Source organism: Hyphomonas sediminis (assembly GCF_019679475.1).
Taxonomy (GTDB): Bacteria; Pseudomonadota; Alphaproteobacteria; order Caulobacterales; family Hyphomonadaceae; genus Hyphomonas; species Hyphomonas sediminis.
The window spans coordinates 1,899,739-1,926,712 of sequence record NZ_JAIEZP010000001.1; the positions used below are offsets into that span (position 1 = coordinate 1,899,739).

The 26,974-nt window shown below is 62.6% G+C and carries 27 protein-coding genes, 1 tRNA gene and 2 pseudogenes; 9 read left to right on the forward strand and 21 right to left on the reverse strand.

What is annotated here, in order from left to right; genetic code table 11:
• Nucleotides 1-219: 219 nt before the first annotated feature.
• The 3 genes from K1X12_RS09580 to K1X12_RS17200 are packed head-to-tail and all read left to right on the forward strand — an operon-like array spanning nucleotide 220 to nucleotide 1,704.
• On the forward strand, nucleotides 220-612 hold the full coding sequence (locus K1X12_RS09580) for an NADH:ubiquinone oxidoreductase subunit NDUFA12 (protein WP_220987378.1): 393 nt from the start codon (nucleotides 220-222) through the stop codon (nucleotides 610-612).
• On the forward strand, nucleotides 605-1,153 hold the full coding sequence (gene mlaD, locus K1X12_RS09585; protein WP_220987379.1) for an outer membrane lipid asymmetry maintenance protein MlaD: 549 nt from the start codon (nucleotides 605-607) through the stop codon (nucleotides 1,151-1,153). Before K1X12_RS09580 ends, mlaD begins: the two co-directional genes overlap by 8 nt.
• Nucleotides 1,150-1,704, forward strand: a complete 555-nt coding sequence (locus K1X12_RS17200; RefSeq protein ID WP_369426084.1) for a DUF2155 domain-containing protein — start codon at nucleotides 1,150-1,152, stop codon at nucleotides 1,702-1,704. Before mlaD ends, K1X12_RS17200 begins: the two co-directional genes overlap by 4 nt.
• An 11-nt stretch (nucleotides 1,705-1,715) precedes the next feature.
• Here K1X12_RS17200 and aat read toward each other — a convergent pair.
• The 4 genes and pseudogenes from aat to aroQ all read right to left on the reverse strand — a co-directional run.
• Nucleotides 1,716-2,324, reverse strand: a pseudogene (gene aat, locus K1X12_RS09590) (leucyl/phenylalanyl-tRNA--protein transferase); the annotation flags it as partial.
• A gap of 70 nt (nucleotides 2,325-2,394) precedes the next feature.
• Entirely contained in the window at nucleotides 2,395-3,771 is a 1,377-nt protein-coding gene (accC, locus tag K1X12_RS09595) for an acetyl-CoA carboxylase biotin carboxylase subunit (RefSeq protein ID WP_220987381.1), read from the reverse strand.
• Nucleotide 3,772: 1 nt separating this feature from the next.
• Nucleotides 3,773-4,246 (reverse strand): acetyl-CoA carboxylase biotin carboxyl carrier protein, encoded by a 474-nt coding sequence (gene accB, locus K1X12_RS09600; protein ID WP_220987382.1) that lies wholly within the window; start codon nucleotides 4,244-4,246, stop codon nucleotides 3,773-3,775.
• 6 nt (nucleotides 4,247-4,252) lie between these two features.
• Nucleotides 4,253-4,696 (reverse strand): type II 3-dehydroquinate dehydratase, encoded by a 444-nt coding sequence (gene aroQ, locus K1X12_RS09605; protein WP_220987383.1) that lies wholly within the window; start codon nucleotides 4,694-4,696, stop codon nucleotides 4,253-4,255.
• Nucleotides 4,697-4,758: 62 nt separating this feature from the next.
• Between aroQ and thiS the strand changes: the two genes are divergently transcribed.
• From thiS to K1X12_RS09625, 4 genes are all read left to right on the forward strand, one after another.
• Complete coding sequence (thiS, locus tag K1X12_RS09610; RefSeq protein ID WP_220987384.1) at nucleotides 4,759-4,971, forward strand: sulfur carrier protein ThiS; 213 nt, start codon at nucleotides 4,759-4,761, stop codon at nucleotides 4,969-4,971.
• Nucleotides 4,972-5,087: 116 nt separating this feature from the next.
• Nucleotides 5,088-5,885, forward strand: a complete 798-nt coding sequence (locus K1X12_RS09615) for a thiazole synthase (RefSeq protein WP_369426086.1) — start codon at nucleotides 5,088-5,090, stop codon at nucleotides 5,883-5,885.
• A 42-nt stretch (nucleotides 5,886-5,927) separates the two neighbouring features.
• Nucleotides 5,928-6,560: an HAD hydrolase-like protein gene (locus tag K1X12_RS09620; protein ID WP_220987385.1), complete on the forward strand. Its 633-nt coding sequence runs from the start codon at nucleotides 5,928-5,930 to the stop codon at nucleotides 6,558-6,560.
• 127 nt (nucleotides 6,561-6,687) lie between these two features.
• A complete protein-coding gene (locus tag K1X12_RS09625; RefSeq protein WP_220987386.1) occupies nucleotides 6,688-8,229 on the forward strand; it encodes a leucyl aminopeptidase in 1,542 nt (513 codons plus the stop codon).
• Nucleotides 8,230-8,310: 81 nt separating this feature from the next.
• Here the strand turns inward: K1X12_RS09625 and K1X12_RS09630 are convergent, their stop codons facing one another.
• Nucleotides 8,311-9,258, reverse strand: coding sequence for an isopenicillin N synthase family dioxygenase (locus K1X12_RS09630; protein ID WP_220987387.1), 948 nt, complete (start codon nucleotides 9,256-9,258; stop codon nucleotides 8,311-8,313).
• 139 nt (nucleotides 9,259-9,397) lie between these two features.
• Here K1X12_RS09630 and K1X12_RS09635 point away from each other — a divergent pair, with 139 nt between their 5' ends.
• Nucleotides 9,398-10,792, forward strand: a complete 1,395-nt coding sequence (locus K1X12_RS09635; RefSeq protein ID WP_220987388.1) for a GumC family protein — start codon at nucleotides 9,398-9,400, stop codon at nucleotides 10,790-10,792.
• Here K1X12_RS09635 and K1X12_RS09640 read toward each other — a convergent pair.
• The 9 genes and pseudogenes from K1X12_RS09640 to K1X12_RS09675 all read right to left on the reverse strand — a co-directional run bounded on the left by K1X12_RS09640 (nucleotide 10,789) and on the right by K1X12_RS09675 (nucleotide 18,787).
• Nucleotides 10,789-11,586 carry a TlpA disulfide reductase family protein gene (locus K1X12_RS09640; protein ID WP_220987389.1) on the reverse strand — a complete coding sequence of 266 codons (798 nt, stop codon included), beginning with the start codon at nucleotides 11,584-11,586 and terminating at the stop codon, nucleotides 10,789-10,791. The two genes, K1X12_RS09635 and K1X12_RS09640, sit on opposite strands and share 4 nt — an antisense overlap.
• Nucleotides 11,587-11,803: 217 nt before the next feature.
• Entirely contained in the window at nucleotides 11,804-12,508 is a 705-nt protein-coding gene (locus K1X12_RS09645; protein ID WP_220987390.1) for an IS6 family transposase, read from the reverse strand.
• A 58-nt stretch (nucleotides 12,509-12,566) separates the two neighbouring features.
• Nucleotides 12,567-13,103 (reverse strand): hypothetical protein, encoded by a 537-nt coding sequence (locus tag K1X12_RS09650; protein WP_220987391.1) that lies wholly within the window; start codon nucleotides 13,101-13,103, stop codon nucleotides 12,567-12,569.
• Between the two features lie 89 nt (nucleotides 13,104-13,192).
• A pseudogene (locus K1X12_RS17205) lies at nucleotides 13,193-13,279 on the reverse strand (IS6 family transposase); the annotation flags it as partial.
• Between the two features lie 338 nt (nucleotides 13,280-13,617).
• Nucleotides 13,618-13,707: transfer RNA gene (locus K1X12_RS09655), tRNA-Ser, on the reverse strand.
• Nucleotides 13,708-13,897: 190 nt separating this feature from the next.
• Entirely contained in the window at nucleotides 13,898-14,581 is a 684-nt protein-coding gene (locus K1X12_RS09660) for a P-loop NTPase family protein (protein WP_220987392.1), read from the reverse strand.
• Nucleotides 14,582-14,706: 125 nt separating this feature from the next.
• Nucleotides 14,707-15,411, reverse strand: coding sequence for a hypothetical protein (locus K1X12_RS09665; protein ID WP_220987393.1), 705 nt, complete (start codon nucleotides 15,409-15,411; stop codon nucleotides 14,707-14,709).
• Nucleotides 15,396-18,344 carry a hypothetical protein gene (locus K1X12_RS09670; protein ID WP_220987394.1) on the reverse strand — a complete coding sequence of 983 codons (2,949 nt, stop codon included), beginning with the start codon at nucleotides 18,342-18,344 and terminating at the stop codon, nucleotides 15,396-15,398. The genes K1X12_RS09665 and K1X12_RS09670 overlap by 16 nt, the downstream gene beginning before the upstream one ends.
• Nucleotides 18,341-18,787, reverse strand: a complete 447-nt coding sequence (locus K1X12_RS09675) for a hypothetical protein (protein ID WP_220987395.1) — start codon at nucleotides 18,785-18,787, stop codon at nucleotides 18,341-18,343. Before K1X12_RS09675 ends, K1X12_RS09670 begins: the two co-directional genes overlap by 4 nt.
• A gap of 147 nt (nucleotides 18,788-18,934) precedes the next feature.
• Between K1X12_RS09675 and K1X12_RS09680 the strand changes: the two genes are divergently transcribed.
• Nucleotides 18,935-21,322 carry a serine/threonine-protein kinase gene (locus K1X12_RS09680; RefSeq protein ID WP_220987396.1) on the forward strand — a complete coding sequence of 796 codons (2,388 nt, stop codon included), beginning with the start codon at nucleotides 18,935-18,937 and terminating at the stop codon, nucleotides 21,320-21,322.
• Here the strand turns inward: K1X12_RS09680 and K1X12_RS09685 are convergent.
• From K1X12_RS09685 to K1X12_RS09710, 7 genes are all read right to left on the reverse strand, one after another.
• Nucleotides 21,317-21,877: an ECF-type sigma factor gene (locus K1X12_RS09685; protein WP_220987397.1), complete on the reverse strand. Its 561-nt coding sequence runs from the start codon at nucleotides 21,875-21,877 to the stop codon at nucleotides 21,317-21,319. The two genes, K1X12_RS09680 and K1X12_RS09685, sit on opposite strands and share 6 nt — an antisense overlap.
• Before the next feature lie 96 nt (nucleotides 21,878-21,973).
• On the reverse strand, nucleotides 21,974-22,102 hold the full coding sequence (locus K1X12_RS17080) for a hypothetical protein (protein WP_255563934.1): 129 nt from the start codon (nucleotides 22,100-22,102) through the stop codon (nucleotides 21,974-21,976).
• 131 nt (nucleotides 22,103-22,233) lie between these two features.
• Nucleotides 22,234-23,076, reverse strand: a complete 843-nt coding sequence (locus tag K1X12_RS09690) for a fumarylacetoacetate hydrolase family protein (RefSeq protein ID WP_220987398.1) — start codon at nucleotides 23,074-23,076, stop codon at nucleotides 22,234-22,236.
• An 11-nt stretch (nucleotides 23,077-23,087) separates the two neighbouring features.
• The gene (locus tag K1X12_RS09695; protein ID WP_220987399.1) at nucleotides 23,088-23,825 is read right to left on the reverse strand and encodes an SDR family oxidoreductase; all 738 of its coding nucleotides are present in this window, start codon (nucleotides 23,823-23,825) and stop codon (nucleotides 23,088-23,090) included.
• Between the two features lies 1 nt (nucleotide 23,826).
• Nucleotides 23,827-24,669 (reverse strand): amidohydrolase family protein, encoded by an 843-nt coding sequence (locus K1X12_RS09700; RefSeq protein WP_220987400.1) that lies wholly within the window; start codon nucleotides 24,667-24,669, stop codon nucleotides 23,827-23,829.
• Nucleotides 24,666-25,655, reverse strand: a complete 990-nt coding sequence (locus K1X12_RS09705; RefSeq protein ID WP_225907930.1) for an aldo/keto reductase — start codon at nucleotides 25,653-25,655, stop codon at nucleotides 24,666-24,668. The genes K1X12_RS09700 and K1X12_RS09705 overlap by 4 nt, the downstream gene beginning before the upstream one ends.
• Complete coding sequence (locus tag K1X12_RS09710; protein WP_220987401.1) at nucleotides 25,655-26,956, reverse strand: enolase C-terminal domain-like protein; 1,302 nt, start codon at nucleotides 26,954-26,956, stop codon at nucleotides 25,655-25,657. The genes K1X12_RS09705 and K1X12_RS09710 overlap by 1 nt, the downstream gene beginning before the upstream one ends.
• Nucleotides 26,957-26,974: the final 18 nt, after the last annotated feature.

Here is a 26,974-nt window from a genome sequence, read left to right on the forward strand (position 1 = left end):
TGTCCCGCGCCTCCTGCCGAATCAGTTCCAGTCAGGGTGCCTGCTAGCCCCCCCTCCGGCAACCGGTTTCAGGGCACACAAAGCAGTGAATTGCCCGTAATCATCGGCCTTCAGCGCCCGCGTCGCATTGCCTGCCCGGCATGGATGGATTAATCGCCCATCAACGCCATATTGGCATCGCCATATTGCGGCCATCAAACACGGTCAGGAAAGCCAGAGATGCTGAAGCAGATTTTCACCTGGTGGAGCGGAAACACGGTCGGAGCCGCCTTCGACATCAAGCGGCGTTCGACGTTTGTGGGCACCGACGAGTACGGAAACCGCTACTTCGAAGAGAAGAAGCCGTCCCTTGAAGGCCGTCGCCGTCGCTACGTCATGTATCACGGCCTGGCCGAGCCCTCGAAAGTGCCAGCTGACTGGCATGGCTGGCTGCATCACACGCTGGATGCGCCGCCGACCAAACAGCCGCTGGAGCGCCGCGAGTGGGAAAGCGACCACACACCCAACATGACCGGCACGCCCTACGCCGTTAAGCCGAAGGGCGCTCTCTCGGGCGACCGTCAGCGTCAGCGTTCGGATTCGGATTACGAGGCGTGGACACCGGATGCGTGAGTCGTTTTTCGAGACGCTGATCGGTGCAATCGTCGTTGCGGTTGCCGCAGTCTTCCTGTGGTTCGCGCTGGCGCGTGGCGGAGATTCGGCCGGGTCGAGCGCAAACCAGTATGAAGTGACGGCGCGCTTCAACAGCGTGTCGGGCATTTCGCGGGGATCGGATGTACGTATCGCGGGCGTGAAAGCCGGCGTGGTGAAATCCATCGATGGCGATCCGCAGACATTTGAAGCCGTGCTGAAACTCTCGCTCGATTCGAAATGGGCGCTGCCCGACGACACCGATGCCCGCATCTCGACGGATGGCCTGCTCGGCGGCGCGTATATCGCGCTCGAACCCGGCGCCGGTTTCGACAACATCCCGCAGGATGGCACTGGTGAGATCCAGTACACGCGCGGCAGCGTTGACCTGCTGACGCTTTTTGCATCCTTCGCATCAGGTGGCGGTGGCGGCTCGTCCTCCTCCTCTTCGTCCGCCGCAGATGATGATGGTCTTGGCCCGATTGATCCGCCTGACGTTCCCGAAGATGGAGCTGTTGAATGAAAATCGCCTCGCGTCTCTTGGCTGCTACCGGTCTTGCCGCGCTCGTCGCACTGACTGCGTCAGCGGGCACAATGGCGCAGAAGAACCAGGCGACGCTGCGCGCGCTCGACAAGATCACGGGCCGTTCGACGGATATCGTGGTCAAGGTCGGCGAGCCGGTGATCTACGGCTCGCTGCGGGTCGAGCTGAAAACCTGCTATCAGGCGCCGCCTGAAGAGATCCCGGAAAGCGCCGCTTTCCTGCGCATCGCTTCGACCCAGCCGGTGGCGATGGAAACGATGGAAGCAGCGGTTTCGGCCAAGGATGTGCCGGCGGATGCTGCGAATAATCCGGTCCTGTTTTCAGGCTGGATGTATGCGTCTTCGCCCGGCCTTAATGCGCTTGAGCATCCGGTTTACGATATCTGGGTGATCCGCTGCACCGCGCCCGATCCGGTGAAACTGCCCGAGCGCGTGACCATCCCGGAAAGCGTCGAGCCGTTGTATGACGACATGCCGGCAGGCGTGACCGAGACCGAAACACCGCCGGATGAGGACATGCCGATCGACTGATCGGACGCTTCTCCGGCGACGCCACCATGAAACTGCGCATCGATCTTCAGGGCCGCCTTCAGGCGCCCCTTGAAGTCGTCGCGGCTGATCTCGAGCAGGCCGAACTGTTCCAGGTGCGGATTGTGGAATTGCGCGTCGAGCAGCACATAGCCGCGGTCGATCAGGCGGGCGACAAGGTGCACCAGCGCGATCTTTGAGGCGTCCGGCGCGCGGGAGAACATGCTCTCCCCGAAAAACGCCCCGCCCAGCGACACACCATAAAGCCCGCCGACCAGCTGGTCTCCGTCCCAACACTCGACCGAGTGCGCGTATCCCTGCCGGTGCAGCGCGCTGTAGAGATTGATGATGGCGGAGTTGATCCAGGTGTTGGGCCGGTTGTCGTGCGGCTCGCCGCAGGCTTCCACGACGCGCGTAAAGGCGGTGTCGAAGCTGACGCGGAACGGATCCTGGCAAACCCGGCGTTTGAGACGTTTGGGAATGTGGAACGCATTCAGCGGAAGGATGCCGCGTAAATCCGGATCGACGAGGAATAACCGCGGATCGTCGCGCGAGTCGGCCATCGGAAATACGCCCCGGCGATAGCAGGCGAGCAGGTCCTCAGGTCCGAAACGGGCTGTCATAGGTGCAGATATGATTTGCGCCGCGCTTTATGTAAACGCGGCGCAATCGGCAGGAGTTGGGCTGGTGGAATTATTCCCCGTCAGCAGACAGCTTGTTTTCCGCCAGGAATTTTTCCAGCCAGTGAATGTTGTATTCCCCCGCCTGAACATCGTCATTGTCGACGAGGCGGCGGTGCAGGTCGAGCGTGGTGTGAACCCCGCCAACCACCATTTCTGACAGGGCCCGGCGCAGACGCATCAGGCACTCGCGGCGCGTACGCCCGTGAACGATCAGCTTGCCGATCAGCGAGTCGTAGTGCGGCGGAATGCGATAGCCTGCATAGGCCGCGCTATCGAGGCGGACATCGGGGCCGCCCGGCGCGTGGAAATCCGTGATCAGGCCCGGCGAGGGCACGAAGGTTTCCGGATGCTCGGCGTTGATACGGCACTCGATGGCATGGCCGACCAGCATCACGTCTTCCTGGCGGAAGGACAGCGCCTTGCCCTCGGCAATGCGGATCTGCTCGCGGACGAGGTCGATGCCGGTGATCATCTCGGTGACCGGATGCTCCACCTGCAGGCGGGTGTTCATTTCGATGAAATAGAACCGGCCATCTTCGTAGAGGAATTCGATCGTACCGGCGCCGCGATAGCCGATCTTCTGCATCGCGCGGGCACAGATGCCGCCGATTTCCTCACGCTGCACCTGATTCAGGGCCGGCGAGGGGGCTTCTTCGAAGACTTTCTGGTTGCGCCGCTGCAGCGAGCAGTCCCGCTCCCAGAGATGGGCAACGTTGCCGTGAGTATCCGCGATGACCTGGATTTCGATGTGGCGCGGGCCCTGGAGGTATTTCTCCAGATAGACAGCATCATCCCCAAAGGCCGCCTTGGCCTCGGTCTTCGCTGTTTTTACAGCGTTTTCCAGGTCGGATTCTGTCAGTGCGAGCTTCATGCCGCGCCCGCCGCCGCCTGCAGAGGCTTTGACGAGGACGGGGAAGCCGATCTTCTTGGCCGCTTTCTTGGCGTCCGCGATGGTTTCGACGGCGCCATCAGAGCCCGGCACGCAAGGCACGCCTGCTTCGATCATCGCCTGTTTGGCGGCGATCTTGTCGCCCATGATGCGGATGTGTTCTGCCGTTGGGCCGATGAACGCAATGCCGTGGGCCTCGACCATCTCGGCGAACTGGGCGTTCTCGGAGAGGAAGCCGTAGCCGGGGTGGATGGCGTCTGCGCCCGTGATTTCAGCAGCCGCAAGGATGCGGGATTTCTTCAGATAGCTATCCGGCGATGGGGCCGGACCGATGCAGACGCTTTCATCCGCCAGGCGTACAGCCATGGCGTCGCGGTCTGCTTCGGAATGAACGACGACGGTGGAAAGGCCCATTTCCTTGCACGCGCGGTGGATTCGCAGGGCGATCTCACCACGGTTCGCAATCAGGACCTTCTGGATGGGACGCGGGGCGGCCATACTATTCGATCAGCACCAGTGCTTCGCCGTATTCGACCGGCTGGGCGTTCTCGACATAGATCGCCTTCACGGTGCCGGCGCGGTCGGCTTCGACGGGGTTAAAGGTCTTCATGGCTTCGATGAGCATGAGCGTGTCGCCCTTCTTCACCTTGTCGCCAACGGAAATATACGCCTTCGAGTTCGGATCGGGCGACAGGTAAACCGTGCCCACCATCGGCGATTTCACGGCATTGTCGGGCACCGAAGCGGCGGCCGGAGCTGCAGCGGCAGCAGCAGGCGCAGCAAGGGCAGGCACCGGCATGGCAGCCGCGGCAGGCGCAGCAACAGCCTGCACAACGGCAGGCGCCGCAGGCTTCGACACGCGAACGCGCAGGCCTTCATGCTCGACTTCCAGCTCGCCAAGATCGGCTTCGCGCAGGATCGCCGCCAGTTCCCGGATCAGGCCGGTATCAAGCTTGTTCTTGGTTGTACTCATGTTTTTTCAGCTCCTAGCCTCTCCCGATAGCCTCAGGGCCGCGCTAAGCGCGAGTTCATATCCATAGGCACCTAGCCCGGCAATTGTGCCAACTGCAACAGGCGCAACGTAATTCACATGTCGGAAAGCCTCGCGCGCGGCGGGGTTTGACAGGTGAACTTCGATAACCGGAATTTTCAATGTTTTCAGGGCGTCATACAGCGCGATGGAGGTGTGCGTGTAAGCCGCCGCGTTGAGGATCAGGGCGCGCGCCTCGCGGTTCGCTTCCTGCACCCAGCTTACCAGCTCACCTTCGGAGTTGGTCTGGCGTGCGATGATTCCCACATCGCCAGCCAGCGCCGTAAGGCGGGCGTGGATATCGTCGAGCGTATCCCGCCCGTAGATTTCCGGCTCGCGCGTACCCAGAAGGTTGAGGTTCGGCCCGCCGAGGACATATACCGGTTTCGACATGTGCCCTCGTTTGCGCTGTAACGGCGGGCGTGGCAAGAGGGCAACACTCAAGGATTTGCGCGATGAACATTACGCTCAACGGTGAGGCGATTCAGATCGACCCCGGCATGACCGTTTCCCAGCTTATCCACCGGATATCCGGCGAGACGGGGCGCGACCCGCGCAGTGTGGCTGTTGAGCTGAACCTCGAGATCGTGCCCAAGTCCGAACATACCATGACCGTGCTGGAGGATGGCGACCGGTTGGAGATCGTGCAGTTCGTCGGGGGTGGATAAGGGGCCCAAAAAACTCCAACGGAAACTCCAACCATCGCCCCGATTCCTCCAACGATCCTCCAATCTTGCTGCCTCTTTACAGCCGTTTTGAAAGTCCCAGTCAGGAGACACGCCCCGTGCCCGACACCGCCTCCCAGTCACCCATCACTGACCCGTTGGTCATCGCCGGCAAGACGTATAGCTCCCGTCTCATCGTGGGCACCGGCAAGTATGCCTCCTATGAGCAGAATGCCGATGCCGCCCGCGCCGCCGGCGCTGAAATCGTCACCGTGGCGCTGCGCCGGGTGAACCTGTCGAACCCGGCGGAGCCGCGCCTGACAGACCATGTGAAGCCGGACGAGTTCACCTACCTGCCCAACACGGCGGGCTGCTTCACGGCAGACGACGCCGTACGTACGCTGCGCCTGGCGCGCGAGGCGGGCGGCTGGAACCTCGTGAAACTCGAAGTGCTGGCGGACCAGAAAACTCTGTACCCGAACATGCCGGAAACGCTGACAGCCGCCGAAGCCCTGATCAAGGATGGCTTTGAAGTGATGGTCTACTGTTCTGACGATCCGGTCTATGCCCGGATGCTGGAAGAGGCAGGCTGCGTTGCCATCATGCCGCTGGGCAGCCTCATCGGCTCGGGCCTTGGCATCATGAACCCGGTGAACATTCGCCTGATCATTGAAGCCGCGCGCGTGCCGGTGATCGTGGACGCAGGCGTGGGTACGGCTTCGGACGCCGCCATCGCCATGGAGCTGGGCTGCGACGGCGTGCTTATGAACACGGCCATTGCGCAGGCTAAAGACCCCGTGCGTATGGCGCGCGCGATGAAGCATGCCGTGATTGCGGGCCGTGAGGCATATCTGGCTGGCCGGATGCCCAAGAAACGGTATGCTGACCCGTCCAGTCCGCTGGCGGGTTTGATTTGATTTTCCGCTCCCTTATCGGGGGCGTTGGGGTGAGGGGAGCAGATGACCACAAAACCTGATCTCATCATCTTCGATTTTGACGGGACGCTGGCAGACAGCGTCAGCTTTTTCCGCGCCTTGTTGCCGGAGCTTTCGCGCAAGTTTCATTTTCGCCTGCCAAGTTTCGAGGAACAGGAGGCGATGCGCGGGCATGCGCCGCGCGCCGTGATGCAATCGCTGGGCATTCCGGGATGGAAGTTACCTCTGATCGCTGTGCATGCGCGCAAGCGGGCGAAGGCGGCAGATGCCTTCCCGTTGTTTGACGGCACGCTGGACCTTCTGGGCGCGCTGATCGAGCGGGGCATTCCGGTCGCGGTTGTGTCGTCGAATGCCGAAGCAGTGGTGCGCCGGGCGCTGGGGCCAGAAATCAGTGCACGGATTTCAGCCTGGAGCTGCGGCGCGGGTATGTTTGGCAAGGCAAAGCATTTTCGTGATGTGATGCGCCGGATGAAGGCGAGCCCCGCACGTACGCTGGCCGTCGGCGATGAGATCCGCGATATCGACGCGGCGCGCGAAGTGGGCATCCGTTGCGTGGCGGTGAGCTGGGGCTTTGCGCCAATAGAGGCGCTTCGCGCCGCTGAGCCCGACCATGCCTTCGAGGATGGGGCATCGCTGAAGGCGTTTCTGGCCGGATAGCACGCAAATCAAATAGTCGTGACCGGAATTCGCATGATCTATGCCCCAAAAAGGCTGGACAGGCGGGTGAATTTTTCCGACGCAAAGTCCACAAAAAATAACAAGCCAAGACGGAAGGACTTCTCCCATGAAACCATGGATTACCGCTGCTGTGTCTGCGCTGGCGATTGCAATGCCGGCCGTTGCGGAGGCGCCTGCGATCGACTTTGCGAAGGCCGCGCGCCCGTCGAGCGGCGCGATTGTTCTGCCGGTCGGCAAGGACGGCGCGCTGCACGGTATTTCCAAGGATGCCGACAAAGCTGCCAAGGGCGCCATCGCAGAGGCGATCGCCACAGCAGGCTTCAAGGGCGACGCCGGCCAGACCCTGACATTGTACGGCGCTGGCCCGTATGCCGCCGTCCTGCTCGTCGGCACGGGCGAAGGCCTGGCGAATGCCAATGACCTGAAAGTGTATGGTGCCATGGCGGCCAAGGGCACTTCGAAGTGGAATGCGGCAGTGAATGTGGTCGTGCCGGATGCGAAAGACGTGGCCGACGATGCCGCCATTGCCGCGCTGGGTGCACGCCTTGGCACGTACAACTTTGGCAAATGGGGCAAGGCGGCTGAAGAGTCGGGCGAGCCGAAAGCCGCGCTGACCTTCCTCGCGCCGGATGCTGCCGCCGCGCGCCGCGCCTGGGAAGGCGATGCCAGCGCAATTGCCGATGGCGTCTATTTCGCGCGCGATCTCATCTCCACGCCCTCGAACATCAAGTCGCCCGCCTGGTTTGCCGATCAGGTGGTTGCGAAGTTTGAAGGCGTGAACAACGTTACCGTCACCGTGCTTGACGAGACGGAGATCGAGGCCCTCGGCATGGGCGCGCTTTATGGCACCGGGCAAGGTTCCGTGCGCCCGCCGCGCCTCGTCGCGGTAGAGTATAAGGGCGGCAAGGCAGGCGATGCGCCGATTGCGTTTGTCGGCAAGGGCATCACCTTCGATACGGGCGGCATCTCGATCAAGCCGAGCAGCAATATGTGGCGTATGCGGATGGATATGTCCGGCGCGGCGGCCTCCGCCGGCGCTGTGCTGACGCTGGCCGAGCGTGACGCAAAGGTCAACGCCGTGGCGATCCTGGCGCTGGCAGAAAACATGCCGGACGGCAACGCGATCCGCCCCGGTGATGTGCTGACCTCAATGAGCGGGAAAACCATTGAAATCATGAGCACGGACGCTGAAGGCCGTCTTGTGTTGGCCGATGCGCTCTGGTGGGCGCAGGAAACCTACAAGCCGAAACTGGCCGTGACGATTGCGACCCTGACAGGCTCGGTCGGGGGCGCGCTGGGGCCGGACTATGCCGGCCTCTTTACGAAGGATGATGCGCTAGCCGAAACCTTCATCAAGGCAGGTGAGACGTCCGGTGAGCCGCTGTGGCGCCTGCCGTTGCATCCGAACACCTTCAAAGCCCTCCGCAGCGATGTGGCTGACCTGAAAAATGGTGGCGAAGGCGCGCCGGGCGCTTCTGTCGGGGCCGCGTTCATTATGGAGTGGGTGAAGGAAGAAACCCCCTTCGTGCACCTCGATATTGCGGCAATGGCCTGGCAGAACTCCGGCACGGCGGTCGATCCGAAAGGCGCGGTCGGCTATGGCGTGCGCCTGTTCGATGAAATCTCGCGCGGCTATGAAGCGAAGTAATCGCCTGATTTAATCCGGAAGCGGAAAAAGAAACGCCCTCTCCAGCGGAGAGGGCGTTTTGATTTGGCGTAGCGCTGAACGTCAGCTGCGCTCTTTGACCAGGCCGATTTCGCGCAGGCGCTCCATCAGGAAGTCCTGCGCAGTGATCGGCGGTTGCGCCTTGCCGCCTTCGGCAAGGCAGCCGGGCAGGGCCTCGATCAGGAAGTCCTGATTGAAATGCAGGAAGAACGGCGTCGAATAACGCGGGAAGCGCGACCGCTCCGGCGCCGGATTGACGACGCGGTGGGTGGTGGAGGGCAGGACGCCGCCAGCATAACGCTGCAGCATGTCGCCGCAATTGATCACCAGCGCGCCGGCGGGCGGGTTCACGGCCAGCCATTCGCCGGAGCGGTGTTTCACTTCCAGCCCGGCTTCCTCTGCGCCGAGCAGAAGCGTGATGACGTTGATGTCTTCATGTGCTGCGGCGCGAACCGTGCCGGCAGGTGGCGGGTCCATCTGCGGCGGATAATGCAGCAGGCGGAGGATCGAATTGCCGAAATTGACCTTGTCGGAGAACCAGTCTTCGGCAAGGCCGAGATGCAGGGCAACGCCCTTCAGCAGGTCTGCGCCGAAATCGTCCAGCGCAGTGTAAAGCGCCCGTGTTGCGCGGTCGAAGTCGGCGACTTCGGCCACATGCGGCGTGTCCTTCATCGTGGCGCGATAGGGCGATCCTTCGGGCAGCGCGCGGCCGGTGTGCCAGAATTCTTTCAGGTCGGCCTGCGCCTGGCCTTTGGCATTCTCGGTGCCGAAGGGCGTGTAGCCGCGCTGACGCCCGCCGGGGGCATCATGATAGGCTTCTTTCGCCTCCGCCGGCAGCGCAAAGAAGGCTTTCGTGGCGGCAAGGTTGTCGTCGATGACTTTCTGGGAAACCGGATGGCCGGTGATCACCGCAAAGCCGGTCTCGCGGAAGGACTTCCCGAGACGGTCGGCAAAGGCGGCCTTGTCGGTATGCCAGAGCGGATAGGGGATGGGTTCGAAATATTGGGTCATGGGCCGGTTTTGCCAGAAGATCGCCAGCCGAGATAGTAGGGGTATTCACGAGGCCAAGGGCCCTGATGCTTAAGGAAATATCAAACGCGCTATGGCACCTGTGAACGGCTAGAGTACCCGCAAGGAGCGGCGCGCGTCCATGTCCCAAGCCGAACCCGGCCAATCAGTTGCCCGGCCCGCGCCGTCGCGCGTGCGCCCGCAGCTGGGGGCTGCGGATCTGGCGCAGCATTTGTGGCGCGCCAAGTGGTTGATGTTGCTGGTATTTCTTCCCTTGTTTGCGCTCGGCCTGTTTGCAGCGCTGATCCTGCCGGAGCGCTATACGGCCACCGCCCGATTGCTGGTTTCCCCGGAAACGGCGGCGCAGGCAGAGCTGGAACTTCTGCGCAGTCCGGTCGTGCTTTCTGCGGCGCTGGATAAGGTCACGCTCGCCAAGGCTTTTCCTTCCATCGCGGCGGGCTGTGCAGGCGATGATTGCAAGCGCGCCGGCGCTGAGGCGCTTGGCGCCGTGCTGACAACGCAGATTGCGCCGGGCGGCCGCGCCATCCGCCTTGGCCTGACCCATCCCGACCCGGTGATCGCCGCTGAGCTGCTCAACGCGCTCACCCGCGCCTATCTCGACTATCGCCCCGCAATCCTCGGCGAGGAGCCCGCCCTCGGCTTCGGTGCCCAGCGTGAGCGGTTCGAGCGGGAGGTGGCCGACGCCGAAGCCGCCATTCGTACCTATCTGGCCGACAATGGCCTTACCGCCCTTGAGGCCGAGCGCGAAACGCTGCGGCGTCTCTATGAAGCCGCCAACCTGCAGCTCATCGCGGCCACCAGCCGGCAGGCCCAGCTGGAAGCGGAGCTGGCGAGCTATCGCCGCAAGCTGGGCGCCATCCAGCCTGACCAGACCCTCTATGAGGAAGACAGCTCGCGCGAGCGGCTGCAGGAGCTCTACATCCAGCGCGAAGAGCTGCGCGCGCGCCTTGCGCCGACTGCGCCTGCACTGCGCGACCTTGATGACAGGATCGCGCGAATTGAAGGTCTGCTGAGCAATCAGGAGCAAACTGCCGGCACCGTCCGCCGCGGGCCAGACCCGCTGTATCAGGAAGTTCAGGCGGCCATCGCCCGGCTGGAAGCCGAAGTGCAGGCGGCTGCCCGTCAGCAGGCAGAGCTTCATGCACAGATCGCCAGCCTCGAGGCGCGCGATCAGCAGATGCGGGAGCTGGCTCCCGGCCTTGGGGAGCTGCATCGCCGCCGGGACGCCGCCGCCGAAGCCGCACTGACCTACGCCAGACGCGCCGCCGATGCGCGTGCCCGCAGCGACCTTGCCCGCGAAGGCGCCGGCGATGTGCGCCTTCTGGAGCGGGCCTATGTGCCACTTCGCGGGCACAGCCTCAGAATTCCGGCGGCCATTGCGGCCTTCCTGTTGGCTGGTCTCGCGGCGCTGGCGGTGGGCATGATGTATGCCTTCTCCCAGCGAGGCTTCGTCACGCCGCGCTCATTGGAGCGCACGGTCGGCGTGCCCGTCCTGGCGTCCGTCCGCCACCACTAGCGTTCCAGTCGGCGCAGTCCGTTCGCGAACGCGGCGCGGGATATTTCTCCCGTATGCACGTCCACAATCGCGCCATCGGCGCCAACAAACAGCGTCACGGGCAAAGCGCGTGAGCCGATGGCCGCGCCAAGCCCGCTTGCCGGGTCCAGCAGGATGCGCTCTGCCGGCAGGCCTGCGCGCTCAAGGTAGGCCTCGATCGCTGCAGGCGCTTCGCCCTGATTGACGAAATAGACCGGCACGGGCGCGCCCTCGGCCTCCTCCATCATCATCGGCATTTCGCGCCGGCAGGGGCCACACCAGCTGGCCCACAGATTGACGACATACCCGCCCGCCTGCGCCGCGCCGGGATCGGCGGGCGACCCGTCCAGCGCACGCAGCGCCACATGGCTGGGGAAGGGCTGTGGCTCATAGCGCAGCAGGGTGGCGGAGGTAAGCGCGAACACGCCCGCGAGTATTCCCGCCGTAACGGGCAGGGCCAGCATCGCCAAGCCCGGCCGCGTGCGCCAGGCCGTGAAGGCCGCTGCCGCCAGCACGCCCACAGGCGCGGAAAACCCGCCCTGCCAGATCGCCAGAATGCTCAGCGGCTCCGCCAGATAAGCGGAAGGATTTGCCAGCACCCATCCCGCCCGCGCCGCCAGGATGCCTACGATCACGCCGCCTGTCGCCGCATCGGAAAAAGGCGCCTTCCACCGCCGCGAAAGCCGACCCGCGACCAGAAAGAACACACCGATCAGCGCAATCACCAGCAGGCGATCCGCCGAAAACGCTAGTGGTCCAATCGAAAGGGTTTGCATACGGATAATCCTGGCTGGATTGGCGGCGGTGCCCACAGTCGGACGGGCGACTTCAAGCTATGGCCCCAACCGCCCGGTTCAAGACGCCATCAGATCACATGTCGGTGGGGTAGGCGGTATGCTTTCCGCAGGTGCTACAATTTCCCGGAGAATGGCGCGCTGGCGGTGCTGTCAGACGAATGCGAACCAGTCTCCGATATTCGCGCGCGAGCGGGCCTCAGGCAACGAGAAGTTCCCGCCATTCGCGAAGCGCGGCGTCTCGCAGCGATTTAAACCGGGCTCTCCCTTCGATATTTCTCTGCTGGTTGAAATGATTGTGTACCGATGAATGTGCCGACGCGAATTTCTGAAGACTTCGCATTCTCGGGAAACGCGACATCGCCCGTTCCCTTCGTCGACGCGGAAGGTGTGAATTTTCGGCACGGTTATTGAGATATCGGCCGGCTTCATGGCGATGCTCATTGCCGAGCTCTTTCAGAGCCGCGCCGTAAGACCGGAGTTTGTCTGTGACGATACCTTCGGGGCTCCCGTAACGCTTCATCGCTTTTCTAAGGAATTTCAAGACCGCAACCTTGTCCCGCTTCTTCGTGACGTAAGCCTCCAGAACCTCACCTTCGTGATCCACCGCACGCCACAGGTAATGCGTTTCTCCCCGGATTTTCACGAACACCTCGTCCAGAGGCCAGCGCCACTGAGGCACCTGCCGCAACGCTTCTGACCTCCGCTTGCGGATCTTACTCGCGAAATAGATCCCGAAACGATCGACCCAAAGTCTTACGCTTTCGTGGCAAACGTCTATGCCGCGCTCGTGCAGAAGGTCCTCGACATTCCGTAAAGATAGCGGAAATCGAACATACATCATCACCGCAAGCTGGATGATCTCGGGGGATGTCTTGAAATAGCGGAACGGTGATCTGGCCATTTTCAGAGGCCAAGCCCGGGATTTGGCCTCTTCAAGCCCGCTTGCGCTGACAATGCCCCTATTTCAGTTCAACTGAATAGATACCGATACCCATTGCACAGGTCTCTGTCTCGCACGCAACCATGTCAAGAATGATCCCAATTTCACGCGATTTGTCGGAACTCGGGATTGCAACGACTGGCCTAGCATCGGATCGACGGTCGTGCTCGGTCCACCAACCGTCATTCGAGTCCGATAGTTCAAGGTCGATGTTCGTACAATTGGCGTCACACAGTCCGTACACGAAGTACATTCTTCCGGGTTCAGGCACGAAGGTCGTAAAGCCTGTCTCGCCCGTCGCTGCATCTACAATCTCAAAGTCTCGCGCAAGTTTTTGATATGATGGGTCTGCTGCGGCCGTAAGTTGTTCACGCAACATGCCACGCACATCTTGGGCCGACGCGCCACTTGCTGCAAGAAAGGCTGTGACCATAAACGCAACAGCCAGCCACCAGAATCTACCGCTTTTCATATCTGCACATCTATTCCCGACAATCTGGAGAAAATACATCGCGCGGGCTGTTCCTGTAATCGTCAGCCTAGTCGGTAAATTCATGGGCGAGTCAAGTCCCGTTGAGCTGCCCCAAGGTTTTCGGACCAGTTCTTGCTTGGGACTGACCTGTCCCTGCAATTTCCGACATTGCCCGACAACGGAAATCGGACATACATCATGACCGCGAGTTGGATGATCTCGGGTGACGTTTAGAAGTAGCGGAAGGGTGACCTGGTCATTTCACGAGACTAAGCCCCGGATTTGGCCTCTTCAACCCAGGTTCCCCTGACAACGCCTGATTTAGGGAATTTACGCCCTACGCCTTGAATATACGCGAGGAAAATCAGCAGGCGGCCGCAGGTTCCCTGTTGTTTTACGCTATTTCCCTGTAAATCGCCCCGTAACAGGGAAAACGCGCAAAACCGAACTGCTGCAAATGGCAAACGGAGACTTCGGCCCAGAAACGACCTCAAAATACGCTGATACGGAAAACAGAGACGCCTGCGGATGAAAAAATCCCCGTGTTTCCGGGGACTTGTGGCACATAATCTTAACTGGATTTCGTTGCTATTTTAGGTGGCGGAGAGGAAGGGATTCGAACCCTCGATACGCGTTAACGTATACGCCCTTAGCAGGGGCGCGCCTTCAGCCACTCGGCCACCTCTCCAGCGCTGAAAGTCCCTACAAAGGCCGGGCATCGGGCGCAAGCGTGGAATGTCACGAAATTCGCCCGGAATTATGTCCAGCGGCCTGCCGGACCACTGATTCTGCGCCGGATTCTGCTGAAAGGGCGCCCGAAGGGGCATGAATTCCACAGGGGCAAGGCCGGGTGGCAGGGGGCAGGGCGGAGCCCCGGATCAGCCCGTTTGGCGGGGGCGGTGGCCCGATTTCATCTGGTTCATCACCGCGCCGATAACCGTTCCGCCCGCCCCTTCGACGGCAGCGCGCAGGTCTTCCACATCGCCCGCGCCGGTGGCGCCTGCCTCGACCACCAGCACCACGCCGTCGGTCATCGGGGCAAAGGTGAGGCCGGCGGCGGAGCGGGCGAGGGCCGGGGCGTCGAGGATCGCCCAGTCACAGCTGCGGCGCAGGGCGCCCCACCAGCCGGGCGCAGGCTGCAGGCGCACGCGCTGGCCCGGCGCAAGGCGCTCATTGCGGAACCGCGTTACCAGAAGGCGCTGGCCGTCGATCTGATGGGCCGTAAGCAGCTTCTGCATCGCCGGAACGGCTTCGGTTCCGGGAACGGAATAAATCTGCTCTGTGCCGAGCGAAGCGTCCAGCGCATGGCCAGGCCGGCCAGTATCCTTCAGGATGCCCTTGGCAAAGGCGGTGTAGAGAGGGTTGGCGCGCAGGTCGAGGTCGATCAGCCAGGTCATCCGCGCGGCGCGCGCGCTGGCCATCAGCGCGAAGGAGGCGGCCATGCTGCTGGTGCCTTCGCCTTCGCGCGCGGCCATGAACATCAGGACACGCCCACCCGACCGGGGCGGCACCCGGGCGGCGGCCTGCCAGAGGCCGGAGAGATCCTGACGCAGGTCGAGCATTCAACGCCTTCGCGTGTTTCCTTCCGGAGCGCTAGCACGCGATGGTTAATGCGTCTTTAGAAAAGGAAAGACCCGCCGGGAGGGGGCGGGTCTTTCTGGCTGGCCTGTGAAGGGCGGCTGGGGGATCACTCCTCCGGGCACATTCTCTCGTCATTCCAGCGGAAGGCGCGGTCTGCGATGAGGCCGCCGCGATAGCCGTTCCGCATTTCGGGGTTCGCCAGCTGCTCGCGCATGATGGGCTCCATCGCCGCGCGGGACTGGTCGTCATAGCCGTCCAGCGTCGAGAGAACGGCTGCGTCGATTTCCGCGCCCGTCGGGTCCGGCGCCCAGCAGACATACCAGCCGATGGCGCAGGCCACATCGCATTGGCTGGACGCCGGCCCGGCCACCTGTTTGGCATAGCCATCGCAGCTGCAATCACAGCCCGTGCCCATCATCGCCTCGTTGAGCTCGTCTTTCGAGACGCAGGCCCGCGCCGGCGGCGCTGGCAGTTTCTCCTTGCCGACGCCCCAGCGGCTGCTCACCTGCGTTGGCGCCACGTCGCTGCCAAGGTCAGGCGCCGCGCCGAAATCGTCGGGATTGATATCCGTCTCGGAGACCGGCTGGGGCGACTGGCGGTTCATTTCTTCTTCGACGCGGGCGCGCACATTGTCCGTGATGCTCTCAAGCACGGCGGCTTCGGCAGGCGACATGCCGGGCGCCGTGATGGAAGACGGCGCGCCGCCTTCGGGCTTCGTGCCGCCCTTGCCGAGGGACACGGCAACGCCAGCGATGGCAACCGCGCCGACAGTGCCGGCGGCGATCAGAGCGATGATCAGTCTGCTGGGCATTTCTTTCCTTGCTCCTTGAAGGCTTCAAGCTGTGGGCGGATCACGAGGCGCAGCGTGTCCTGGTCCATTGTGGTCAGCTGCTTCTGCATTTCGCTTCGCATCTGGGTCTTCATCGGCTCGGGCATGTCCTGCGAGAACAGGTCGAGGTAGCACGCCTTGTCCGCTTCGGTGACGAGGTCGGCGCTGCACGCTTTCATGATCGCGGGAAACGACTCGCGGCACAGCGGGTCCGCGTGGCTCAGCGCCGAGCAGTCGCTGGGGCAGGCATTCAGCGTCTTCTCCAGATCCGCGCGCTTGCGCCCGCGGCCCACTTCACGATCCATCACGCATTGTGGCGCGATGACCTGGAAGTCCATGCACTGCTCGGCGCAGAGGGAGTTGCGCGTGGGGTCATTGAAGGTCGTGCACGAACAGTCGCACCGTCCGCCGCCATAGATTGTGCCGCCGCTGGTTGTCGCGCTGGCATTCATCGCCTCGGCGCGTGCCTTGCGGCCTTCCTCGATGGCTTCCTTCTTCTGCGCCTCACTCATCATCCGCCATATGGTCGGGTTCAGCGTCGTCAGAACGTCCGGCGGCAGGGCCACGGCGTTTTCGCGGAATGGCAGGGCACTGACCAGATCGAACACGAAGGTCATGCCGCCTGACGCCGTGCCGTCGCAATCGGCCTGCTCCAGCGTCGCTTTTGGCGGCACTTTCAGGTCCACCCGGCCGCGCAAGCGGGTGTCTGTGCGGATCTGGAAGGTCACGACGCCCTCCATGAAGACCGACGTATTGCCGCGATAATCGATCTTGCCGCTGCGACGGGCCGCGGCCAGCGAAGGATCGAAAATTTCGACATTCGCCTCAACCGGGATCGTCGTCGCCTTCAGGTCCAGCGCTGCGCCGCCCTTCGGTGTCAGTTCGATGCCCATAACCTCCGGCTGTTTGGGCTCTTTGGACATCACGGCTGTCACAGCCGTCAGCTGCCCAAGGCAGGATTGGCGGCTGGCATCGGGCGCGTCACGCTGCAGGCCGATAGCCAGTTCGTTGCGCGCATTCAGGGCGCCGCTCATCGTCTCGGCGGTGCACATGGCCACCTGGATGGCGGCGTTCGTCAGCGGGCTGTCCTTCGTGCGCGCCGCAAGGCCCAGCAGGGAGGTCAGCGAGCCATCCTGCTCCTGCAGGCCAAAGGGATGCGCTACCGGCCCATAGAGGGGCGGCGAGGTGATCGTCTGTGGGCGGCATTGATCGGTTGAGCCGGCCTTGGATGCGTCGGCCACTGTCTTCACCGCACCGGAGCCGGAGGTAAGCCCCGTGCCCAGCGTCACGGTGATCGTGCGCGGCTTGGTCTCGGCCACTTTCGGCGCCACGTTGGCAATCGCCAGCGTCATCCACTCGCTTTTCTTCAGGTCCGTGCGATACGGCATCGTCCACCATTTGGCGGCATCGCGTGTTGCCTGGTCCATGATGGTCAGGCCGTTCATTTCGCCTTCGGAGCTGGCGATCAGGATCGAGTCATAGTCCTCCGGCGTCATGCCCGCGCCCTTCACGGCCAGCTGAACCGGCGGCCCGTTGAAGCCGGGGCCATATCCCTCGCCCGTCCAGCGCACGCGGATGCAGCGCGAGGCGACCTCCGGCAGGGTGATCTGCATTTCCTGCACGGGATTGTTCAGGCTGAAGGAAAAATCCTGGCACGGATGCTCTTTGTAGATTTCGTCCAGATAATCTCCATTCACGAAGGAAGAAGGAATCTGGCGCGTGAACGCCGTATTTTCCATGCGCCGGGGCAGGGCGATCAGGTCGGACAGCGCCGTCACATACGCGCCAGCAAAGCCGCGCTCGGCGATGAACTGGGTGTGGCCCTGCCAGGTGCCCTGCTTGTTGCCGGATTTGCGGATCTGCCCGTCCAGCCAGCCAAGCCATTCCTTCACGCTGCGCCCGCCGCTCGTCTCCTTGTAGGGGAAGGGGTCGTTGATTACGGCATGTACCGCGCCCGGCCCGCCATTGGACAGCACAGACGCCATCACGCCGGTGATCGGCCCGATGGCGACGTTGGTGGAGGTGTATTCATATTCCGGCAGGCCGGCCCAGGCGTCGGCCCAGGTCGTGCTGATGCCGAGGATCGCGGCGGGTGTCGGCCCGTATTCCTTGATGCCGCGCTTTCGGAAGTCGTCGAAGTCATAGCCATAAACGAAGTCGTAGGGCTTGATCGAGCCGGTCACGTGGCCCATCAGCTGGACTTCAGACGAGCCATACTTTGTCAGTGCAATGACGGTGCCGTTGAAAATGGCGCTGCCCACCGCGTCGCCCCGATCGTCGCCGGGCCGCCACAGGCGAACCTTGTCCCCGCCGCCTTCAATCTGCTGCAACGCCACACGCATCACGGCTTGATTGGCCAGCATATAGGCAATCGGCGTGATCGTGTTGCGCCAGGCGTAATGATAGTTTTCGGGGCCGTCGCCCCGGTCCAGGCCCTGTGTGATGCCGGCCATCCAGTCGAACATCACGGTCGGCTTGTTGCTGGTGGAGCGGAAGGCGCGCGGCGGAATGAATGTGCCGCCGTCCATCACAGGCCCGGCAGACGGCGCAATGCGGTTCACAGGCTGAATGCGCGCAGCTTTCAGGTCGAAGGCTTCGCCGTCCTGGCCCACCTTGCTCAGCGCGAAGAAGCCGTCCATCGCGAGACGTGTATGGATCTCGTTGATCTGGCGTTCCAGAACGCGCGTTGCCGTCTTCCGGTCCGGATTGTCAAACGCCTTGGCGCTCGTTGGCTCGATGCGTCCATCGCCGGAAGAGGTGACCCGGAAATCCGGGTCTGTGCCTGACTGGTGGATAATCCAGTAGGTCTTCGCCACGGGCGATTGCGAGTTGGCAACCATCCAGGGCGTGCCGAGCAGTGCCGCGCCCAGAAGCGCGCCCCCCACCGCTGCGGAAAACTTGGTGCTCAGTTTCATGCGATAACCTCCAGGCAGGCTTCGATATCCGGAAGGGCTTCATTGATGGCGAGCGGCGAGGCCAGCACGCGGGTCGAGGAAGACAGCAGGGCATCCTGCTCGGCTTGGCTGAGGCCAGCCGCGTCTGCACGGGCAAAGGCTTCGCTCGTCCATTTGGCGGCGGTGCCCATGGTGATGCGGTTGAGGGCCTCGGCGCGGTCTGCTTCCGGCAGGATGGTGCGCGAGGCATAAGCGGCTGAAATCACGCCGCGACACATGAAGGCAAACTCCACCTCTTCGCGGGTCCAGTCGCGGGCCGCTGCTGGCGGCTTGGCTTCCGCGGGCGGCGCCGTTTCGATCAGCGCGGCAACCGCCTGCGGCATTTCGCTGGCGGGCTCCTCGGCGCCGGAGCAGGCGGCGAGTCCAACGCCAAGCGCGGCGGCAAGGATCAAGGGAAGGCGCATGATGGTCTCCGGCTATTTGTGCTTAGAACAGCGTCCGGCGCCAGAAGCGGACATTGCAGGCAGATAATTCTGGACTTGCGCAGAATGGCGAGTTGCGGCCACTTCTGGCGCCAGGTCATTGGCCAGATCATTCAGGAGTGCGGGCGTATGGATGCAGCGCAGTGGAAGCGTTTGTCGGCATTTCTCGACGAGGTGCTCGACCAACCCGAATCTGCACGCGCCGCCTATATCGACCAGCACACAGCCGGTGACGCGGCCCTGCAGAAAGCCGCCCACGAGATGCTCCGCAAGATGCAGGAGAGCGGCGATTTCCTCGAAACACCGCCCACACTGGTCGCGCCCGAAACCGTGCTGGAAGGCCAGCGCTTCGGCGCCTGGCAGATTGAGGGGCTGATCGGCCGCGGGGGCATGGGCGCGGTCTATGCCGTCTCCCGTCAGGAAGGCGGCTTCGAGCAGCGCGGCGCCCTAAAACGCCTTCCGGAAGGCGACGCGGAAGACCGCTGGCGCTTTGAAGCCGAACGTCAGATCCTTGCCCGGCTGGATCATCCCGGCCTCGCCCGCATCCATGATGGCGGCGTCGATGCCGGCGGCCAGCCCTGGATGGTGATCGAGCGGATCGATGGCGGCCCGATCGATGAATGGTGCCGCGCGCAGAATGCAGGCTTTGCCGAACGCGTCGGTAAGGTGCTGGAAGTCGTCGACGCCGTGGCCTTCGCCCACAAGGCGCTGGTGCTACACCGCGACCTGAAGCCCGCCAACGTGCTGATCGACGCCTCCGGACGCAGCCGCGTCATCGATTTCGGCATTGCCAAGCAGATGGACATCAGCCAGCGCACGGAAAACGTCCTGCCGCTATCGGCGCCCTATGCTGCGCCGGAGCTGCTTACCGGCGACCCCGTCGGCCCGCCATGCGATGTCTATGGCGCGGGCGCGCTGCTCTATGAACTGCTCGCCGGGCGTCCGCCGATTGATCTCGATGGACTCCCCGTCGCGCTCGGCGTTGGCCGCATTCTCGATACCGCGCCGCCTGCGCTGTCGCGCCAGTCCTCTCCCATTCTTGCCGAAGCCTCTGCCAGCCAGACCGAAGACATCAACGCCGTGCTCCAGAAAGCGCTGCGCAAGCCGCCGGGCGACCGCTACCCCACGCTTGATGCGCTTGCGGACGATCTGCGCCGCGTGCTGCAGGGCGCCGGCGTTGCCGCCCGCGCGGGCGAGCGCGGCTACCGTCTCCGCCGCCAGCTCTGGCAATGGCGCTGGGCCGTCGCCGCCACTGCCGCCATCATGCTCAGCCTCGCTGTCGGTCTCGTCACCACACTCTGGCAGCGCAACGAAGCCATCGCCGCGCGCGACGCCGCCCTTGCCGAAGAAGCCCGCGGCGACGCTGTCCGCCAGTCGCTTTACCTGCTGCTCAGCGAAAGCGCCGAGGCAGGTGGATCAGACGCGACCGGCCGCGATGTCCTCCGCCGCGCAACCGCCCGCCTGCAGCAGCAATACATATCCACACCCACCAAAGCTGCGCCTGTCCTCCACGCGCTGGGTGAGCTTTATTTCTACCTGGGGGACTATGAAGAGGCGATCTCCGTACTCGGTCCCCTGGTGCTCAACGGCGAGGAGTCCGGCGTTCCGCCTGAAACACTCGCCTCCGCCCGCTACGACCTTGCCCAGTCCCTCGTGCGCACCGGCAATCTTGAAGAAGCCACCAGCCTTCTGGCGGAGGCGCAGGCCTTCTGGCAGCGCGACCCTGTTAAATGGCGCATGCGTCTGATCGACAGCCGCCTCGTCGAAGCGCAGATCCTGCGCGCCACAGATCCAGAAGCCGCCGCCCGCTTGCTGGAGCAGGCTCTCGCTGATCATATCGATCTACACGGCACGGACAATCGCCTGGCGGGCATCTTCCAGAACAATCTCGGGGTCTCGCTCCAGTCCATAGGCGATCTCGATGGCGCCCGCATCGCCTTCAACAAGGCGCGCGAAGCGTGGATCGCGACCGGCCTTACCGAAACGCCCGATGCTCTCAACACCGCCAATAATCTCGCCGCTATCGAGACCCTGCAGGGCCGTCCGGAAAACGCCGCGCCGCTGTTTGCCGAAGCGCTCACCCTCCGCCGCCAACTGTTCGGCCCTTCGGCGGCCACCGCCGCGCTGATGAGCAATTACGGCAAGGTGCTGATGCAGCTTGGCCGACATGCCGAGGCCCGCCCATTGCTCGACGAAGCGTCCAAGATGGCCGAGCGCTTTTCAGGTGCCGGGTCCATGCTGCATGTTGCAGCGCTTTCCGGTCTCTCTGAGGCCGAACTCGTTGACACAGGGGAGGGCGAGGCAACCGCTGCGCTCGCTGTCCAGCTCGCCGGGGAAAATCCGGCTGCTCGCGCCATGGCAAGCATCGCTTACGCCCGCACGCTGGCCCATGCTGGCCGCAAGGAGGCGGCAGTCGCCGCTCTGGCGCAGGCTGAACGGGATATTCCCGCCCTTGGGCCGGCTGGCGCGCGGCTCCAGCAGGCAGCAGGCGCGTTGCGCGCCGAATACGGCTTATAGAGGAATATCGCTATCGCCGGTTTTACCGTCTTTGCCATCTTGCATGATCATTAGCAGGAAAGCCTTGGCCTTCACCCAGTCTCGCCGCACTGTACGGTCGGTGATCCCCATCAGCGCGCCGGTTTCGGCTTCGGAATAGCCGGCGAAGAAGCGATATTGCACGATCTCGGCCAGCCGCGGAGAAACCTCCGTCAGCTGATCAAGTGCCTCGTTCAGCTCCACCAGCCGCTCATCGCTTTCCCAATAGACCGGCATGTTCTCGTCCAGCGGGTCGAGCTTGCCGCCGCCTCGCCGCGCGGCCAGCCGCGCCTTGGCATGGTTCACCAGGATTTGCCGCATGGCGAGCGCCGCCGTGCGCAGGAAATGCTTCTCATCAACAAAGCCGCTGGACCGGCGCAGCTTCAGGAACGCCTCATTCACCAGCACCGTGGATCGCAGGGTCTCCGGCGAACCTGCCCGCCGCCCCAGCGCTGCCGCGGTGCGCTTCAACTCCGGATACAGGGAGGCGATAAGGCGCTGCACCTCTTCGCTATCCGGTTGCGTCCTGTCTGACACCCGCATTGTCCATGGCAGTTTCTACGGCCCAACTCCTAGCCGCCGCCGGGACGGGGAGCAAGCGGACCTTGCTGCCATGGTAAAGGAAGCCTTGCCCTAGAAGCGCAGCGCCGCCGACGCGCCCACATAATGCACGGCGCCCTCTTGAGTGAGATCCACATCATAAAGAAGCACGCCGCGAAGATGCTGGAGCTTCTGAACCAGTCTTGCTGCAAAGAGGGCCACCACGTTCAGCCCGGATAGTTGGAAGAGTTCCCTTTGTCCGCGCCCCGAAAACGTCAATTCAGACACTAAACAACGCGGGTATGCCCGGCCTCAGTTCCCGATACTGCCAAATTTGAAATGCAAAAGGGTGTTTAGGCGTCGACGCAGAGTTGGCGTTGCTGTCCAAGGCCTTCGATACCCAGCGTCACGACATCGCCAGCCTTCAGATATTGCGGTGGATTGCGCGACAGTCCGACGCCGGGCGGTGTGCCGGTGGAGATCACGTCGCCGGGTTGGAGGCTCATGAACTGCGATAGATAGCTGACGATGTGGGCAACGCTGAAAATCATGGTTGAGGAGGAGCCCCGCTGCATCGGAGCGCCATTCACGTCCAGCCACATGGAGAGGTTCTGCGGATCGGGCACCTCGTCACGGGTGACCAGGTAGGGGCCGATCGGGCCAAACGTATCGCAGCTTTTGCCTTTCACCCACTGCCCGGTGCCTTCCAGCTGGAAGGCACGTTCGGACACATCATGGATGACGCAATAGCCCGCAACATGGTCCATCGCCTCGGCTTCACTTACATATTTGGCCGCTTTGCCGATCACGACACCCAGTTCGACTTCCCAGTCGGTCTTCTGGGAGCGGCGCGGAATTTCCAGATTGTCATTAGGCCCACAAATCGCGCTGGTCGCCTTGAAGAACACGACCGGTTCTGCAGGCACATCTGCGCCTGTTTCGGCGGCATGGTCAGCATAGTTAAGACCGATACAGATGAATTTACCGACATTGGCCACGCAAGGGCCGATCCGGCTGGCCGCAGGGAGTTCGGGAAAACTCGTCAGGTCTACCTGGCCAAGTTGCGAGAAGACGGCGTCGGAAAGCGCCAGGCCGTCCCAGTCGTCCACCAAGTCGCTGACATCGCGAAGTGTGCCGTCGGGTGTGAGCACGGCGGGTTTCTCGCGTCCCTGTGGTCCGACTCTTAAAAGCTTCATTGCTTCAACTCCTAATTTGTCCAGCCGCCGTCGACGATGTGAATTGCGCCGGTGGTGAAGGCGGCTTCGTCCGAAGCGAGGTAAACGGCGAGGTGGGCGATTTCTTCCGCTGTGCCGAGGCGGCCCATCGGTTGCCGCGAGATGAACATGTTGCGCGCTGTCTCGTAGTCGCCCTGCGCCGACATGCGGCCCTGCAGGGACGGTGTATCCACCGTTCCCGGACAGATCGCATTGCAACGAATGCCGCGCGCGGCATAGTCGGCGGCGATGCCTTTGGTAAGCCCGATAACGCCAGCTTTGGTCGCGCCATAGGCAAACCGGTTTGGCGCGCCTGTTACGCTGGAAGCGACAGAACTCATGTTCAAGATCACGCCGCCGCTGCGGGCCAGCATATTGGGCAAGACGGCTCGAGAGGTTTCGTACATGGATGTGAGATTGATCAGCAGCGAGCGATCCCAATCCTCCCGCCCGCAATCTTCTATCGTTCCGTGGTGAACCCATCCGGCAACATTGAAGAGGATATCAAGGTCTTTCGCGGCTCCAACCGTCGCCGCAATGGCGGCCGGGTCGGTCACGTCCAGAACCCGGGTTTCAATATTCGGTGTTCTATTCAGGCCGGCCAATGCGTCTGCGCTGATATCCGTCGCAATCACCTTGGCGCCTTCACGCGCGAACGCTTCCGCGGAGGCGCGGCCGATGCCGGCTCCTGCGGCGGTGATCAGTGCTTTTTTTCCGGAGAGCCGGCCCATGTCAGAATTCCGATTTGCTGAGATAAATGCGTTTCGCGTTGCCCGCCCACACCGCTTCACGATGCTCCGGGAAGAGACGATCTATAATGCGCTCGCTCTGGGCGGCCCATCCTGAATAGCTGCCCGCGAGGTTCAGCACCGGCCAGTCGCTGCCCCACAGCACACGGTGCGGTCCAAAGCAGTTTCGCACATGCCGGGCAATTTCGCCGATGGCCTCGTCGCTGGTTCGATGGCCGGCTTCCGTAAGCAATCCTGAAAATTTGCAGGCGACGTTGGGGCGTTTGGCAAGCGCTGCGATGTCGGCAAACCATTGCGCCAGATCGCCAGTATCGATGCGCGGCTTCCCGGCATGATTGAGGACGATCTGCAGCGACGGGTGCTGGTCGGCCAGCTGCGTCATAACGGGGATCAGGTCTGCGCGGGCGTGTCCGTCAAGCACTAGGCCGCACTGGGCCATTTGGTCCAGCAAGGGGACGAAATCGCGCCTGAGTATCCAGCCCGGGTCCGGCACGTCCGCGATCATGGGGCGAAGGCCAACCACTCGCGGATCATCCGAACGCCGCTCGATTTCGATGGTGGCATCGGCCGCTTCAAAGTCCACCCAGCCAACTACCCCCGCGACGCGTTCATCTGTGGCGGCGGTCGCAAGGAGGAAATCTGTTTCTGCGGCAGTCGCGGCGGCCTGGACGAGGATCGTTCCGGTAACCCGGGCAGCGCTAGCCTGCGCCCAGGCGTCATCGACGGCGTAGTCCCGATGGATAGCGCCGAGATCCGGCGTCATCCAATCATAGTCGCCCCGCGCAAGGGTCCAGATATGCATATGGGAGTCGATGCGCTCGATCATGGTACCGGCGCCCCGGCAGCAATCAGGCCTTTGTCTTTCAGCTCTGTCCAAAGCGCTGGGTCGATATCATCGTCCGTCCACGCCTTTATCTGGCGGACCTGCTCGGCAGACCGCGCACCGGGGATAACAGACGCGACCGCTGGATGTGCAGCGCAGAATTTGAGGGCCGCTGCGGGTAGTGTCGTGCCGTGCGCCTCGCAAATCCGGCGAAGTTCCGCTGCTCGATTGACGGCCCATTCGGGCGCGGCTGCGTAGTCGTAATATAACGGTTCGTTTCCAGAGGCCGCAAGCAGGCCGGAATTGAACGCGCCACCGACAATGATGCGCACGCCGCTGCGATGGCATTCATCCAGGAAGGTCAACGATTTCTCGTGTTCCAGCAATGTGTATCGTCCGGCGATCAACAGCGCATCGAGATCAAAGTGCTCAAGCACTTCACGGCAAACGTCCAGCTCATTGACGCCAAGGCCAATCCAGCGGGTTTTGCCCTCCCACTTCATGGCTGCCATTTCCGGCAGGGCTTCTTCCAGTGCCTGTGAGAATATTTGGGGGTGTGCGTCGCCATGCGTCATCCGGCCAATGTCATGCAGGAGGAGAATATCGACTGAAGGGACGCCAAGGCGCGCCTGGCTGCCTTCGAATGCGCTGCGTATGCCGTGGGCGGAATAATCGAACACCGGAATGTTCGGAGCCGGGGAAACGAAGCCATTCTCAGGGATGGGGCGCGAGCCGGCAGGCTCCAGGCGGCGGCCCACTTTGGTGGAGATTTTCGGATTGATGCAGTTTTGCCAGGTATGGGCGCCGACGCGCTGCTCGCTGAGGCCATGGCCATAATAGGGGGCCGTGTCGACATAGCAGAAGCTTGCAGCGTCTGCCGCCGTCAGGATAGCCTCTGCTTCTGCATCGGAAATGGCGGAATACAGATTGCCCAGCCCCGCCGCGCCGAGGCCGAATTTCGGCAACTGCATGGGGGGCGGCGGCATCATCAGGCTACGGACTCCTCAACCCAGACTTTTCCATTGGGGAAGGAATGATCGGCTATGCTCTGCGGCCAGAGGTCAACGGAGTAGCCTGGCGCGAGCGGAGCCATATAACGCCCACTGCGGATTTCAATTGGGTTGCGGAAATGCTGGTGAAGATGAGCAGCGTGCTCAATCACCCGCCCCTCCATCGTTCCGGAAATGCAAACATAATCGATCATCGAAAGATGCTGCACATATTCGCAAAGGCCAACGCCGCCGGCATGTGGGCAAACGGGAATGCCCGCCTTGTCTGCCATCAGCATCACGGCGATCACTTCGTTGACACCAGCGAGGCGGCAGGAGTCGATCTGGCAGAATCCAATCGCCTGCGCCTGCAAGAATTGCTTGAACATCACCTTGTTGTGCGCGTGCTCCCCAGTCGCCAGCTGGATCGGCGCCACCTGGCGGGCGATTTCTTTGTGGCCCAGAACATCATCGGGGCTCGTGGGTTCTTCCACCCAGTAGATGTCGTAGGGCGCGATTGCTTCGATGGCCGTGACGGCTTGGTCGATGTTCCAGACCTGGTTTGCGTCGACGCTGAGTTTCACGTCGTTTCCGAGGGTTTCCCGAAACAGCGCGCACCGGCGAACGTCGGTCGCAAGGTCGCCGCCTACCTTGATCTTGAAGTGGCGCCAACCATCCGCATACGCGCCTTTCAAAAGTTGTACGATTTGGGCATCGGAATACCCGATCCAGCCTGCCGATGTCGTATAGGCCGGGTATCCCTCTTTGAGGAGGCGTTCTATTCGGGCGGCCTTTCCTGGCGCCTGCGCCGTGAGCCGGGCAAGGGCTTCTTCCTTGCTGAGGAAATCCGTGATGTGCCGGAAATCTATAGCGGATACGATCTGCTGCGGTGTCATGTCGGCAACATAGCGCCAGAGCGGTTTGCGAGCGCGTTTGGCCAGTGCATCCCAAACGGCATTGATCAGGGCTGCGGCGGCCAGGTGCACGACACCTTTTTCGGGCCCGAGCCAGCGATACTGGCTGTCATTAAGCACAAGGCGCGATGCAAGGCTGAGATCGGCTTCAAACTCATCCAGGCTGCGCCCGATAAGGTGCTTACCCAGTCCTTCAATGGCGGCAACGCAAAGGTCATTGCCTCGGCCAATCGTAAATGTCAGGCCGTTTCCATCCGGATCGCCACCACTCATTCTTAAGGTCGCATACGCGCAAGAATAGTCCGGGTCCGGATTCATGGCATCGGAGCCGTGGCTTTCCCGTGATGTGGGGAAGCGGATGTCGTGTGCTTCAATGCGTTCTATCATTCAGGAGGCTCCGGTCGG